This is a genomic window from Micromonospora sp. CNZ280, assembly GCF_011759515.1.
The window spans coordinates 102,373-116,087 of the sequence record NZ_JAAOYP010000001.1 but is presented as its reverse complement, the minus strand read 5'-3'; the positions used below and the strand labels follow the sequence as shown (position 1 = coordinate 116,087).

At 75.1% G+C, this 13,715-nt stretch carries 14 protein-coding genes and 1 pseudogene; 8 read left to right on the top strand and 7 right to left on the bottom strand.

All coding sequences use genetic code 11. The features are described from left to right. Window positions 1-26: 26 nt before the first annotated feature. Together FHX32_RS00520 and FHX32_RS00515 are read right to left on the bottom strand one after the other, a co-directional pair. On the bottom strand, window positions 27-968 hold the full coding sequence (locus tag FHX32_RS00520) for a terpene synthase family protein (protein ID WP_167178457.1): 942 nt from the start codon (window positions 966-968) through the stop codon (window positions 27-29). A 124-nt stretch (window positions 969-1,092) separates the two neighbouring features. Continuing rightward, on the bottom strand, window positions 1,093-1,722 hold the full coding sequence (locus FHX32_RS00515; RefSeq protein WP_167178455.1) for a TIGR03085 family metal-binding protein: 630 nt from the start codon (window positions 1,720-1,722) through the stop codon (window positions 1,093-1,095). 175 nt (window positions 1,723-1,897) lie between these two features. Between FHX32_RS00515 and FHX32_RS00510 the strand changes: the two genes are divergently transcribed. Beyond that, entirely contained in the window at window positions 1,898-3,784 is a 1,887-nt protein-coding gene (locus FHX32_RS00510; protein ID WP_167178453.1) for an ABC transporter ATP-binding protein, read from the top strand. A gap of 153 nt (window positions 3,785-3,937) precedes the next feature. After that, window positions 3,938-5,701: an ABC transporter ATP-binding protein gene (locus FHX32_RS00505; protein WP_167182013.1), complete on the top strand. Its 1,764-nt coding sequence runs from the start codon at window positions 3,938-3,940 to the stop codon at window positions 5,699-5,701. A gap of 91 nt (window positions 5,702-5,792) precedes the next feature. Here the strand turns inward: FHX32_RS00505 and FHX32_RS00500 are convergent, their stop codons facing one another. Continuing rightward, window positions 5,793-5,936: a S4 domain-containing protein gene (locus FHX32_RS00500; RefSeq protein ID WP_486481061.1), complete on the bottom strand. Its 144-nt coding sequence runs from the start codon at window positions 5,934-5,936 to the stop codon at window positions 5,793-5,795. A 69-nt stretch (window positions 5,937-6,005) separates the two neighbouring features. On the opposite strand from FHX32_RS00500, the gene FHX32_RS00495 reads away from it, so the two are divergent. After that, window positions 6,006-6,764: a DUF2470 domain-containing protein gene (locus FHX32_RS00495; protein WP_167178451.1), complete on the top strand. Its 759-nt coding sequence runs from the start codon at window positions 6,006-6,008 to the stop codon at window positions 6,762-6,764. Window positions 6,765-6,965: 201 nt separating this feature from the next. On the opposite strand, the gene FHX32_RS00490 is transcribed toward FHX32_RS00495, so the two are convergent. From FHX32_RS00490 to FHX32_RS00480, 3 genes are all read right to left on the bottom strand, one after another. Next, window positions 6,966-7,562 carry a TetR/AcrR family transcriptional regulator gene (locus FHX32_RS00490; protein ID WP_167178449.1) on the bottom strand — a complete coding sequence of 199 codons (597 nt, stop codon included), beginning with the start codon at window positions 7,560-7,562 and terminating at the stop codon, window positions 6,966-6,968. 68 nt (window positions 7,563-7,630) lie between these two features. After that, the gene (locus tag FHX32_RS00485; RefSeq protein ID WP_167178447.1) at window positions 7,631-8,386 is read right to left on the bottom strand and encodes an ABC transporter permease; all 756 of its coding nucleotides are present in this window, start codon (window positions 8,384-8,386) and stop codon (window positions 7,631-7,633) included. After that, window positions 8,383-9,141, bottom strand: coding sequence for an ABC transporter ATP-binding protein (locus tag FHX32_RS00480; RefSeq protein ID WP_167178445.1), 759 nt, complete (start codon window positions 9,139-9,141; stop codon window positions 8,383-8,385). Before FHX32_RS00480 ends, FHX32_RS00485 begins: the two co-directional genes overlap by 4 nt. A gap of 111 nt (window positions 9,142-9,252) precedes the next feature. On the opposite strand from FHX32_RS00480, the gene FHX32_RS00475 reads away from it, so the two are divergent. The 5 genes and pseudogenes from FHX32_RS00475 (at window position 9,253) to FHX32_RS00460 (ending at window position 13,152) form a co-directional block, all read left to right on the top strand. Continuing rightward, entirely contained in the window at window positions 9,253-9,648 is a 396-nt protein-coding gene (locus FHX32_RS00475) for a MerR family transcriptional regulator (RefSeq protein WP_167178443.1), read from the top strand. A gap of 62 nt (window positions 9,649-9,710) precedes the next feature. After that, a pseudogene (locus FHX32_RS34785) lies at window positions 9,711-10,394 on the top strand (phosphoribosyl-AMP cyclohydrolase); the annotation flags it as partial. A 192-nt stretch (window positions 10,395-10,586) separates the two neighbouring features. Next, a complete protein-coding gene (gene hisI / locus FHX32_RS34780; RefSeq protein WP_088997519.1) occupies window positions 10,587-11,021 on the top strand; it encodes a phosphoribosyl-AMP cyclohydrolase in 435 nt (144 codons plus the stop codon). Further along, window positions 11,018-12,571: an anthranilate synthase component I gene (locus FHX32_RS00465; protein WP_167178439.1), complete on the top strand. Its 1,554-nt coding sequence runs from the start codon at window positions 11,018-11,020 to the stop codon at window positions 12,569-12,571. Before hisI ends, FHX32_RS00465 begins: the two co-directional genes overlap by 4 nt. Continuing rightward, window positions 12,568-13,152 (top strand): Trp biosynthesis-associated membrane protein, encoded by a 585-nt coding sequence (locus FHX32_RS00460; RefSeq protein WP_167178437.1) that lies wholly within the window; start codon window positions 12,568-12,570, stop codon window positions 13,150-13,152. The genes FHX32_RS00465 and FHX32_RS00460 overlap by 4 nt, the downstream gene beginning before the upstream one ends. Here FHX32_RS00460 and FHX32_RS00455 read toward each other — a convergent pair. Continuing rightward, entirely contained in the window at window positions 13,145-13,402 is a 258-nt protein-coding gene (locus FHX32_RS00455) for a hypothetical protein (protein ID WP_167178436.1), read from the bottom strand. The genes FHX32_RS00460 and FHX32_RS00455 overlap by 8 nt on opposite strands. Window positions 13,403-13,715: the final 313 nt, after the last annotated feature.

Sequence of the window (13,715 nt, the reverse complement as noted above, 5' to 3'; positions counted from 1 at the left end):
CGTATCCCGCGTGGTGGGACGCGGATTCAGGCGTACCGGGCGGCCACCAGTGACCAGTCGTAGGTGGCCCGGATCCAGTTACGCCGCGCGACCAGCGCCGGGCGCAATTCGGCGTCGGCCTCGGGCAGCAGCGCCGCCTCCGCGGCCAGGTAGGCGGCGAGCGCGCCGTTGAACCGGTCGGCGGCCGCCCGCAGCGCGGTCTCCTCGTCACCGCCGGTCGCCCGGGCGATCACGGTGACCAGGTTGTGCCCGTCCGGCGCGGACCGCTGCTCCTTGCCGTACGAGAAGACGTCGTTGCACCAGCAGACCAGGTCCATGGCGAGCAGGTCCAGCGCGAGCAGCGCGGGCTCGGCCCGCCGGGCCGCCGCCGGGTGCCCGCCGAGGGCCAGTTCGGTGAGGGTGAGGCTGGGGCCGACCGCGCCGGTGTGCCGGCGCATCTGCACGTACTCCGCCAACTGCGGGACCCGCTCCTGCTCCCGGTTCGCCGCCTCCCAGAGCAACGCCAGCAGGTAGTCGCGGACCTGAGCGGCGAAGCGCAGCAGCATCGCCGGCGGCCCGGCCGCCCGGATCCGCCGGCACAGGTCGTCCAGCGCGTCGCCGAGCGGGCCGGCGGCGGTCGGCACCGGAGCGGCCGGGTCGCCGTGCCGGTCCAGCACGTCGAGCAGCGCGGCCACCGTGGGCGCGAGCCGGGTCGGCGCCTCGCCCAGGCCGTCCTCGTCGCAGGCGTCGTCCACCACGAACAGCCAGGCGACCAGGTCGGAGAGCAGGCGCAGCCGCTCGACCGGACCGCTCGGGCAGGCCCGGCCGGCGAGTCCGGCGACGTCGGCCCGGCGCAGCCGCTGCCCGCTGTCGATCAGACCGAAACCGCGTGCCCACTCGATGCTCTGCCGAGCCACCTGGTCCGTGCTGTCATGGCGCCCGGCGGGAAAGGGGGGTTCCCGCAGCGCCGAGACCGCGAAGGTCCGCATGCCGCCCCCTGTCGCGCCGTCCCCCACGGGACGACGCGGCACAGCCTACGGGAGCAGGAATCGGCGCCCATCGTTCGGGTGGCCGGGGTTTCAGGTCTCCGTGTGACCGATTGCGAACACCAGGTCACAAACCCAGGTGGGCGGCGCGCAGCCGCTCGGCCAGCTCCGCCGCCCCGTCGATCTGCACCCGGGCGACCCGCTGCCGGCCGGTGAGGAACAGTGCCAGCTCGCCCGGCGCGCCCACCATCCGCACCGGCTCGCCGCCGCGGCCCACACTCAGCTCGCCGTGCCCGGGCGCCTGGACGAAGAGGTCGGCCGGGAACCGGCGCAGCGCCAGCCGGGCCAGCGGCGAGCAGCGCCGCCACAGCGCGGCGGAGAGGCCGGCCGGCAGGTCACGCGGCTGCCATCGCTCCCCGGCCCGGCGGACGTCCTCGTGGTGGATGAAGAACTCCAGGGTGTTGGCCAGCTCGTCGGTCACCGGGTTGCTCACCGGGCTCCACACCGGTGGGCGGCGCACCTGGCCGACCAGCTGCGTCCAGGGTCGGGCGGCGATCCGCCGGCGGACCCGTTCGGCGTACCCGCGCAGCGGCGCGAGCACGATCCCGCCGGCGGCGTCCGGCCGGCGCTCCCGCACCACCAGGTGCGCGGCCAGGTCGCGGGTGGTCCACCCGGTGTTGACCGTCGGTGCGTCCGGTCCCAGCGTCAACATCAGGTCGGCGAGCGCCTCGCGCTCCGATCGGGCGTACCGAGACATGGATCGATCCTAGGCGGAACCCGGGCGGGCCGCGCCGTGCCGGCGGCGGGGTCGCGGTGTGCGGGCGGCGGCGACCGCGGGGCGCGTGACGCCGGCCATACCGGTACGGGTCGGCGGAGCTCGCCCCGACCGGTAAGGATGAGGGAGATAATTGCGGCTTACGGCGGGGGAGAGCGTGGCGAGCAGGACAAGTCGGGACGTGCTCGGTCGAGGGCTGGCCGTCCTCGGTCGGGCGATCCGGGAGCAGCCGCGCATCTTCGCGGTCGCGGTCGCCGGCAGCGTGCTGTTCGGCAGCATGGTGATCGCCAGCGCGTACGTCGTCGGCACGGTGGTCGGCGACGTGGTGGTGCCGGCGATCGCGCGCGGTTCGGTGGGGGTGGGCACGCTCGCGCTCGCCGCCACGGCACTGCTCGGGATCAGCGTGCTGCGGGTGGCCGGCATCGTCGGCCGCCGGCTCGGCGCCGGCTACATGCAGTACCGCCTCCAGGCCGCGTACCGCCGCCGGGTCACCCGGCGCTACCTGGAGCTGCCGCTGTCCTGGCACCACCGCAACGCCACCGGCACGCTGCTGTCCAACGCGAACTCGGACGTGGAGGCCGCCTGGTACCCGATCGCGCCGCTGCCGTTCGCGGTCGGCACGCTGGTGATGCTGGTCGGCGCGGTGGCCTCGCTCTTCGCCACCGACTGGGCGCTGGCCCTGGTCGGGCTGGCCGTCTTCCCGGCGCTGTTCACGCTCAACGTGGTCTACTCCCGCCGGATGGCGCCGCGGCAGGCGCGGGCGCAGCGGCTGCGGGCCGAGGTGAGCGGCATCGCCCACGAGAGCTTCGACGGCGCCCTGGTGGTCAAGACGATGGGCCGGGAGGCCCAGGAGACCCGCCGGTTCGCCGATCGGGCCGGCGAGCTGCGCGACGCGCTGGTCTCGGTGGGCCGGCTGCGCGGCGTCTTCGACCCGATGCTGGAGACGCTGCCCAGCCTCGGCACGCTCGCCGTGCTGGTGGTCGGCACGTTCCGGCTGCGCCAGGGCGCGATCAGCGTCGCCGAGCTGGTCAGTGTGGCCTTCCTGTTCACTGTGCTGGCGTTCCCGGTGCGGGCGATCGGCTGGGTGCTGGCCGAGCTGCCGCGCAGCGTCGCCGGCTGGGACCGGGTGCGCCGGGTGCTCGACGCCACCGGCGAGATGCCGTACGGGGACACCGTGCTCGACCCGGCCGACCCCCGGCCCGCCACGCTCACCTTCACCGACGTCTGCTTCGGCTACGAGCCGGCCGAGGCGCACCTGCCCGGCACCGAGGTGCTCGGCGAGGTCTCCTTCACCGTCCCGGCCGGGAAGACCGTCGCCCTGGTCGGGCCGACCGGCGCCGGCAAGTCGACGATCGCGTCGCTGGCCGTCCGGCTGGTCGACCCGCGCTCCGGCACGGTCGCCCTGGACGGGGTGGACGTCCGCCGGCTGACCGCCGCCTCGCTGGCCGGCACCGCCGCCCTGGTGGCCCAGGTGCCGTTCATCTTCGACGACACCGTCCGGGCCAACATCACCCTGGACCGGCCGGGCATCGGCGACGACGACGTCTGGGCGGCGCTGCGGCTGGCCGAGGCGGACGGGTTCGTCGCGGCGCTGCCCGAGGGGCTGGACACCCGGGTCGGCGAGCGCGGCACCTCGCTCTCCGGCGGGCAGCGGCAGCGGCTCACCCTGGCCCGCGCGCTGGCCGGCCGGCCCCGTCTGCTGGTGCTCGACGACGCGACCAGCGCGGTCGACCCCCGGGTGGAGGCGGCCATCCTGGCCGGGCTGCGCTCGCCGGCGGCGGACGCCTCGGCGCCGGCCGCGTCGATCCTGGTGGTCGCCTACCGCCGGGCCACCATCGCGCTGGCCGACGAGGTGATCTACCTGGAGCAGGGGCGGGTGGTGGCCCGGGGCACCCACACCGAGCTGCTCGCCACCGTGCCCGGCTACGCCGATCTGGTCACCGCCTACGAGCAGGCGGAGGTCGACCGCGCGCAGGAACGGCCGTACGACGACGAGGTCACGCCGCCGCTGACCTCGGGCCTGGAGATCGAGGTGGACCGGTGAGCGCGAGGAGTGCAGCGGAGCGGAGCCCCGCAGTCGCGAACGAGAGGCAGGCCCGGTGAGCGCGAGGAGTGCAGCGGAGCGGAGCCCCGCAGTCGCGAACGAGAGGCAGGCCCGGTGAGTGTTACGGCGTCCGAGCAGCGGGCCGAGGCGACCGTGCAGCCCGAGCCGACCGAGACGACGTGGCGGACGCTGCGGCGCGGGCTGGCGCTCTCGCCGGAGCTGCGGGTCGGCCTGGCCGGCACGCTGGCTCTGGCCCTGGTCTACATGGTGGGGCGGGCGGCCGTACCGGTGGCCGTGCAGCAGGGCATCGACCGGGGCATCGTCGGCGGGCTCGACCTCGGCGTGGTCTGGACGGTGGTCGCCATCACCGCCGCGGTGCTGGTGGTGACCACGCTCTGCGGCTACCTGATGATGCGCCGGCTGTTCACGGTCAGCGAGACGGCGCTGGCCAACGTGCGGATCCGGGCGTTCCGGCACGTGCACGACCTGTCCATGCTGCACCAGCAGTCCGAGCGGCGCGGCTCGCTGGTCTCCCGGGTGACCAGCGACGTCGACCAGATCACCCAGTTCCTCCAGTGGGGCGGCGTGATCCTGGTGATCAACCTGGGTCAGCTGGTGGTCACCACGGTGGTGATGCTCGCGTACTCCTGGCAGCTGACGCTGGTGGTCTTCGCCGCGTTCCTGCCGGCGGTGTTCGTGATCCGGGTGCTCCAGCGCCGCCTCGGCACCGCGTACGGGGTGGTCCGCCAGCGCACCGGTGCGCTGCTCGGCGCGATCGGGGAGAGCGTGGTCGGGGCGCCGGTGATCCGGGCGTACGGGATCGCCGGGCGGACCGCGCGCCGGTTGGACGAGGCGATCGACAGCCAGCGCCGGGCGCAGCAGCGGGCGATCCGGATCAGCATCATGGGCAGTTCGGTCGGCGAGCTGGCCGCCGGGCTGGCGCTGGCCGGGGTGGTGGTGCTCGGGGTGACCCTCGGCGCCGACCGCACGCTGAGCATCGGCGAGGTGACCGCGTTCCTGTTCCTGGTGACGCTCTTCATCCAGCCGGTGCAGATCGCCACCGAGGTGCTCAACGAGGCGCAGAACGCCATCGCCGGCTGGCGCCGGGTGCTGGACGTGCTGGACGTGGCGCCGGACGTGGCCGACCCGGGGGAGCAGGGCCGGGAGTTGCCGCCGGGCCCGCTGGACATCCGCTTCGCCGGTGTCCGCTTCGCCTATCCGGGCGGGCCGCCGGTGCTGCACGACATCGACGTGGAGATCCCGGCGAAGAGCCGGGTGGCGGTGGTCGGCGAGACCGGCAGCGGCAAGACCACCTTCGCCAAGCTGCTCACCCGGCTGATGGACCCGACCGCCGGTGAGGTGCTGCTCTCCGGCGTGCCACTGGACCAGGTCCGGTTCGACTCGCTGCGCTCGCGGGTGGTGATGGTCCCGCAGGACGGGTTCCTGTTCGACGCCACGGTGGCGGACAACGTGCGGTTCGCCCGGCCGGAGCTGACCGACGACGACCTCGCCGCGGCCTTCACCGAGCTGGGGCTGGCCGACTGGCTGGACGGGCTGCCGTCCGGCCTGCAAACCCCGGTCGGCGAGCGTGGCGAGGCGCTGAGCGTGGGGGAGCGGCAGCTGGTCGCGCTGGCCCGGGCGTACGTGGCGGACCCGGACCTGCTGGTGCTGGACGAGGCGACCAGCGCGGTCGACCCGGCTACCGAGGTGCGGCTGCAACGCACCCTGGACGCCGTGACCCGGGGCCGGACCACCCTCGCCATCGCGCACCGGCTCTCCACCGCGCAGTCCGCCGACGAGGTGATCGTGGTGGACCGGGGGCGGATCGTGCAGCGCGGCCCGCACGAGGACCTGCTCCGCGACCCCGACTCGGTCTACGCCCTCCTCTACGCCTCCTGGCTGGAGCAGACCCGCTGACCCCTCCCCGCGATCTTGCAGTTTCCGCCCCGGAAAAAGCGGCGAATGCCGTGGATCGGGGGCACAAACTGCAAGATCGCGAGGGGTCCGGTCAGCGGGAGTGGAATTCCACGAGGAGCTGCTCGTCGCAATGGCCGGGGCGCAGCCGGTAGGAGGGGCGGTCGACCTTGCGGCCGTCGACCGTGAAGTGCCCGTGGCTGGCCAGATGCCTGGCCTTGGGCCTGGCGTGGTTCAGGCTGGACGTCTCCGTTCCGGTGCTCTAGCCTGCACTTAGGTAAGCCTAACCTGCTGAGGAGGTCGTGCCATGCGGCCCAGCCCGGCGGAGATTGTCCGAACCCTCGTCGCGGGCCGACTGCCCGGCCTGGTCCACGTGGCCCACCGGCCCGGCCCGCACCACGTCCGGCACGTCACCGACCCGGAGGGTCGGGTGCTGCTCCTGGTGCCGGTGGTCAGCGACCTCGCCGCCGCGCTGCGTCCGGCCGACGGCGACACCGACGTCCCGGCGGTGCTCGACGTGCTCGACCTGCCCCCGTCGGCCGGCGCGCCGTCGCTCGGCCGGGCCTGGGTCTCCGGCTGGGCGACCCGGCTCGACGGCGACGAGGCCCGGCAGGCCGCCCTCGACTTCGCCGCCATGGACCCGACCGGTGACCTGCTCGACGTCGGCACCCGGTTCCGGCTGTACCGCTTCGAGGTGGTCGAGGCCCGCTGGGACCGCGCCGGCTCCGTGCGCCGGATCGACCCCGAGGTGTACGCCGAGGCGGAGCCGGATCCGCTGCACCCGGTCGAGGGCGAGCTGCTGGCCGACCTCGCCGAGCACCACGCCGCCGAGGTGACCGGCTACCTGCGCCGGCAGCTCGGCCTGGCCGACGGCGGCGGCCACGGCGTGCCCCGGGTGGTGCGGATCGACCGGTACGGCCTGATGGTCTCGTACGGGCGGCCCGGCGCGCGGCGGCGGGCCCGGCTGACCTTCCCGCAACCGGTCGCCGACCACGCCGAACTGGCCCGCCTGCTGCACCCGATGCTGTGCCGGGCCGCCACGACCGGCCACGCCGAACCCGCCTGACCCGCCCGCCTCCGCGGCCCCCCGGTTCGGTGGCCCCCCCGGGTTCGGTGGCCCCCCGGGTTCGGGTGCAGCTGTGGTAGCGGGGGTGACAACAGGTGCACCCAGAAGCCGGTGTGCCGCGCGGTGGACCGTTCGGGGCGGTGGTTCGGCGGCGTTCGTGGTTGCGGGGCGGCGGCAGCCGCACGCGGAGCAGGGCCGGGGTCAGGTGGGCAGGTCGCCGGTGAGGTAGCGCTGCACGGTGGGGGCCACGGCGGCGACCAGGGTCTCCGCCGGGGCGGAGGCGACCGGCTCCAGCCGTACCACGTGCCGCATGACGGCCAGCCCGATCAGCTGACTGGCCACCAGCGAGCCGCGCAGCGGCAGCTCGGCCGGGTCGACGTCGAGGTGGTCGAGCACCCGGCGGAGCACCTGGGTGACCAGGAACTCACGCAGCAGCTTGGCGGTCCACTCGTTGCTCATCGCGGAGCGCAGCAGCGCCACGCCGGCCGTGCCGGCCGGGGAGTCCCAGACCCCGAGGAAGAGGCGCACCAGCCGCTCGCCGAGACCGTCGCGGTCGCCGGCGACGATCCGTGGGATCAGTTCGCCCGGGTTGACGGGCGCGTTCATGGCGGCCAGGAAGAGCTGGTCCTTGCTGCCGAAGTAATGGTGCACCAGGGCCGGGTCGACCCCGGCCGTGGCGGCGATGGCCCGGATGGAGGCCCCGTCGAAGCCCCGTTCGGCGAACGCGGCGCGCGCCGCGTCGAGGATCGCCTCCCGGGTGTCCGGCTTGCCTGGTCGTCGGCCGGTCCGCCGTGCCATCGCCGCCCTTCGTCCGTACTCGTCAGGTGGTCGGCGTCCCGGCCCGCCGGGCCGGGACGCCGACCGGGTCAGCCGCTGCGCCGCCGCAGGGTGGCCGCGGCCAGCACCAGGGCCAGCACCGCCGCGCCGCCGACCACCGCGACGTCCCGCCACATGGTGCCGGTCGGCTCGGCGTTCGCGCCGACCTCCTGCAACGCCTCGACGGCGTACGACAGCGGCAGCACGTCGCTGACCGCCTGCAACCAGCCGGCCATCTCGCCCCGGGGCACGAAGAGCCCGCAGAGCAGCAGCTGAGGGGCGACCACGACCGGCATGAACTGTACGGCCTGGAACTCGGTGCGGGCGAAGGCACTGCAGAACAGGCCCAGCGCCACCGCGAGCACCGCGTTCACCGCGGCGATCATGATGACCAGCCCGCTGCTGCCGGCGGTGTCCAGGTCGAACAGCCAGTACGCCGCGGCCGAGGCGACGGTGGACTGCACCGCGCCCGCCAGCCCGAAGGCGATGCCGTAGCCGAAGAGCAGGTCGGCCTTGGCCAGCGGGGTGGTGAGCAGGCGTTCCAGCGTGCCGGTGGTGCGTTCGCGGAGCATCGCGATGCTGGTCACCAGGAACATCACGATGAACGGGAAGAAGCCGAGCATGATCAGCGCGATCCGGTCGAAGGCGGACGGCTGGCCCGGCGGGGCGGGCTGGTCGGCGTACATGTAGTAGACCAGGGCGAGCAGCAGGGTCGGCACCACCAGCAGCAGGGCCACGGTACGCCGGTCGTGGCGCAGCTGGCGCAGGATGCGGCCGGTGGTGACCGCCAGGATCCTCGGGTTCACGACGTCTCCCCTCCGGCGGCACCGGCCGTACCACCCGTGCCGGCCGTCTCGCGCGCCCTGATCAGCCGCAGGAACGCCTCATCGAGGTCGGTCACCCCGGCGGCGGCCCGGATCGCGTCCGGCGTGTCGTCGGCGATCAGCCGCCCCTCCCGGATGAGCAGCAGCCGGTCGCAGCGGGCCGCCTCGTCCATCACGTGGCTGGACACCAGCAGGGCCGTTCCGGCCGCCGCCAGCTCGTGGAACCGGGCCCAGAGGTCGGCCCGCAGCACCGGGTCCTGCCCGACGGTCGGCTCGTCGAGGATGACCAGCTCCGGGTCACCGACCAGGGCGCAGGCCAGCGACGCCCGGCTGTGCTGGCCGCCGGAAAGGGTGCCGACCAGCTGGGTCGCGGCGTCGGCGAGCCCGACGTCGGTCACCGCCCGGTCGGCATCGGCCCGGCTGCGCCCGTGCAGCGCGGCGAAGTAGCGCGCGTTCTCCCGCACGGTGAGGTCGGCGTAGACGCTCGGCGCCTGGGTCAGGTAACCGACCCGGCGACGCAGCTCGGCCGAGCCGGCGGGCCGGCCCAGCACGGTGACCGTGCCGGCGGTGACCACCTGCACGCCGACCACCGCGCGCATCAGCGTGGTCTTGCCGCTGCCGCTCGGGCCGAGCAGCCCGGTGACCGTGCCGCGCGGCACCGTGGCGCTGATCCCGTGCAGCACCCGCCGCCCGCCCCGGTCGACGACCAGGTCGCGGACGGCGATCGCGTAGTCCATCGCACACCTCCCCAAAAACTCAACACCTGATGAACTCAACGCTAGATGAGATACCGCCGCCCGCGCAACGGGGCTTGACTTCGAGCACGCTCGAACTGGAAGCCTGGGAGCGTGGACATCAGCACGCGGGAGAGCACCCTCACCGTCGGCGAGGCGGCCGAGCGGGTCGGCCTCACCACCTACACGCTGCGCTGGTACGAGCAGGAGGGGCTGGTGGCCCCGGTCGGGCGGGACTCGGCCGGGCGGCGCCGGTACACCGCCGGGGACGTCGACTGGCTCCTCCTGCTCACCCGGCTGCGGCGCACCGGGATGCCGGTGCGGGACATGCGCCGCTACGCCGACCTGGCCCGCCAGGGCGACGGCACGCTCGGCGCCCGGCGGGCCCTGTTCGAGGCGCACCGGGCCCGGGTGCTGGCGCGGATGGCCGAGCTGGCCGAGGACCTGAAGGTCCTCGACCACAAGATCGACGCGTACCGGCGGGCGGAGGGCCGCTGCGAAGGGTCATAGGCCCCGGACCAGACACCTGGCCCGTCATCGGGCATTGCGCCCTGATCTGGGCGTACGGCACGATGATTCGGGTGGACTACCCTCCGTCACCGGACAGTGGGTTCCTCGCGGACTGGACCGCCCGGCTGCGGGCGGCGGCCGAGCGGCCCGTCGTCGGCATCATGCTGCGCGGCAGCCACGCCCGGCGGGCCGCCACCGCGCACAGCGACGTCGACGTCGATGTGCTGCTCGGCGGTGCCCCGTACGCCGCCCGCCGGGCCTACCTGGCCGAGCACGCCGGCCGGCTGACCCACGTCTCGGTGGCCGCCCGGGACGTCCGGTCCTGGGTCACCCGGCTCGGCGAACCGGCCGACTGGGCGTTCGGGCTGCCGGTCGCCGCGCCCGCCCGGCTGCTCTGGGCCGATCCGCACTGGCGGCCCCGGATCGACCTGCCGGTGCTCTGCCAGCCGGCCGGCGAGCCGCAACTGGAGGAACTGGTCGCCACCCTCGGCAAGGTCGCCGCGGCCCGGGACACCGGCGACCAACTCGGCGTCCGGCTGGCCGCCGCCGACCTGGCCCGGCTCTGCCCGTCGGTGCTCCGGCTGGCCAACGCCTCGGTCCGGGTGGTCTCCCGCCGGGCGGCCTTCGCCGCCGCGCTCGCCCTGCCGGTGGCGCCCCCCAACTACCGCGACGACATGCTGCTCTGCCTGGGGCTGCGCCCGGGCTCCACCGGCCAGCTCGGCGCGGCCGCGGCCCGCCTGGTCACCGGCGTCCTGCCGCTGGTCCGCCGGTACGCCGCCGAGATCGCCGAGGCGGCCGGGACGGACCTGGCCGAGGCGCTGGTCGACGGGCGGCTGGACCGCTACGTCGCCCAGCTGACCCGGCCCGCCGGCCGGCCGCCACGCCCCCGGCGGGAGTCGTCGCCGGTGCCCGCGCCGCGTGCGGGACAATGGGTCACTGTGTCCGTACCTGACGCGCCGGTGACCGGCGCCCACCCCCGCCCGAGCGGGCCGGCGGACGGCGGCCCGGCCCGCCCGTCCCGGCTCGACCCGGCCATCGCGGCCCGGCTGCGCCGCACCCCGGACGGCCTGGTGGCCGCCGTGGTCCGCGCGCACGACACCGGCGAGGTGCTGATGGTCGCCTGGATGGACGACGAGGCGTTGCACCGCACGCTGACCACCGGCCGGGCCACCTACTGGTCGCGCAGCCGGCGCGAGTACTGGGTCAAGGGCGCCACCTCCGGGCACCACCAGTACGTCCGCTCGGTCGCCCTGGACTGCGACGGGGACGCGCTGCTGGTCAGCGTTGAGCAGGTGGGCGCCGCCTGCCACACCGGGCACCGCAGCTGCTTCTTCACCGAGCTGCCGGTCGACGCGGCGGGGGACCGGTCGTGACCGACGGCCGGGTGAGCCCGGACGCGGCCACCTTCACCGCGCTCGCCGCCGACCGCCGGGTCGTCCCGGTCACCCGCCGGCTGCTTGCCGACGCGGAGACCCCGGTCGGGGTCTACCGCAAGCTCGCCGGCGGCCCGGGCACCTTCCTGCTGGAGTCCGCCGAGCAGGGCGTCGGGTCCGCCGGGCTGGCCTGGTCGCGCTACTCGTTCATCGGCGTACGCAGCAGTGCCACCCTGGTCGAGCGGGACGGCCGCGCGACCTGGCTCGGCCAGCCGCCGGCCGGGCTGCCCACCACCGGCGACCCGGTGCAGGTGCTGCGCGCCACCGTCGAGGCGCTCGCCGGCCCGGCCGCCGAGCCGGCCGCCGGGATGCCGCCGCTGACCGGCGGCATGGTCGGCTACCTCGGCTACGACCTGGTCCGGCGCTTCGAGCGGCTGCCCGAGCTGACCGAGGACGACCTGAACCTGCCCGAGTTGGGCATGATGCTCGCCACCGACCTGGTGGTGCTCGACCACTACGAGGGCTCCGCGATCCTGGTCGCCAACGCGGTCCTGCCGCCGCCGGACGCGCCGGACCGGGACGCGCTGGTGGTCGCCGCATACCACCACGCGGTGGGCCGGCTGGACGCGATGACCACCGCGCTGTCCCGGCCCATCCCGCCGATGATCTCGACGGTGGAGCGCCCGCCGGCCGGCGAGGTGCGCAGCCGTACGCCGGACGGCGGCTACCCGAAGGCGGTGGAGGCGGCCAAGGAGGCGATCCGGGCCGGCGAGTGCTTCCAGATCGTGCTGGCGCAGCGGTTCGAGCGGCAGACCCACGCCGACCCGCTCGACGTCTACCGGGTGCTGCGCACCACCAACCCCAGCCCGTACATGTACCTGTTGCGCTTCGACGACTTCGACATCGTCGGCTCGTCGCCGGAGGCGCACCTCAAGGTGACCGTCGAGGACGGCGGGCAGCGGCGGGCGCTGCTGCACCCGATCGCCGGCACCCGGCCGCGCGGCGCCACCCCGGCCGCCGACGCCCGGCTCGCCGCCGAGCTGCTCGCCGACCCGAAGGAGCGGGCCGAGCATGTGATGCTGGTCGACCTGGGCCGCAACGACCTGGGCCGGGTGTGCCGCCCGGGCACCGTCGAGGTGCCCGAGTTCGCCACCATCGAGCGGTACAGCCACGTCATGCACATCGTCTCGACAGTGGTGGGCACGCTGCGCTCCGACCGCACCGCGTTCGACGCGCTGGCCGCGACCTTCCCGGCCGGCACCCTATCCGGGGCGCCCAAGGTGCGGGCCATGGAGATCATCGAGGAGCTGGAGCCGGTCCGGCGGGGCCTGTACGGCGGCACGGTCGGGTACTTCGGCTTCGGCGGTGACCTCGACATGGCGATCGCCATCCGCACCGCGCTGATCCGCGCCGGCCGGGCGTACGTGCAGGCCGGCGCGGGGGTGGTGGCCGACTCCGACCCGGCCGCGGAGGACCAGGAGACCCGGAACAAGGCGGCCGCGGTGCTGGCCGCCATCGCCGCCGCCGAAACCCTGAGGCCGGCTCGATGAGCCCGGCCGAGGGCGCACGGCTGGCGTCGGGGCGGCGCGAGCTGACGTACGCGGTGCTGCTCTGCCTGGCCGGCGCGGGCCTGGCGCTGTGGGCCGCGACCCGCACCTGGTCGGTGGAACTGGCCGCCCGGCCGGCGCCGCTGCCCCCGGTGCGGGACGCGCACACCGGCGCGAGCCTCCTGCCGTGGCTGCCGGCGCTGGCCCTGGTGGGGCTGGCCGGCGGCGGCGCGGTGCTGGCCACCCGGGGCCGGCTGCGGCGGCTGCTCGGCGGGCTGCTGGCCCTGCTCGGGCTCGCCGTGGCGGCCGGCGGCGGCTACGGGCTGTCCGCGTCCTTCCCGGGCGAGGTGAGCCGGCACTGGCCGGCGCTCTGCCTGCTCGGCGGGCTGCTCGCCGCCGCTGGCGGAGTGCTCACCGCGCTGCGCGGCCAGCGGTGGCCGGCGATGGGCGCCCGCTACGAACGGCCGGTCCGGGACGCGGCCACCGGTCCCGGCGCGCCCGCCGCGGCGGGACCGGTCACCGGGCAGCGCACCACGGAGGCGTGGGACGCGCTGGACAGGGGCGAGGACCCGACGGTCAGCTGACCGGCTGGCGGTCGCGGGCGGCGGCCCGGGCGGCCGCCAGCTCCGCCACCAGGCGGTCCAGCTCGGCCCGCTGGTCGGCCCGGGCCCGGTCGGCGCAGACGGCCTCCCAGGCGTTGCCCCGCGCGGTCCGCATCCGTGCCTCGCCGACCACGGCCCGCTCCAGGGTGTGCACCACCCCGACGGCGAGCGAGGCGACGGTACGGGAAATGGTGGTCAGTCCGATGCTCTGGTGGGGCCCGGCAGTACTCATGATCTCTCCGCGCGAGGATCGTCGGCGAACGGGTGGGGCAGGCGCATCGTCGAGTCTGCCCGACGAACATGCTGGCTGGCTCACGTTTCGCCGTGGTGACCTACGCGTCAACTCTCCGTCCGGGGCCGCCACCTGCACAGGGCCGTTCGTCCTTGAGCTTCGTCACAGCCGCCCGGCGGCGCCGCGGCGGGTGCGCCGGGCGGGATCGCGTGGTCCAATGACGCATGGGCGATCGTCGATGTCGGCGGTGGCGCTACGTGATCTGGCCTTCACCGAAGTCGGCCATTATGCCGCAGGCCGTTCCGTGAGCCGC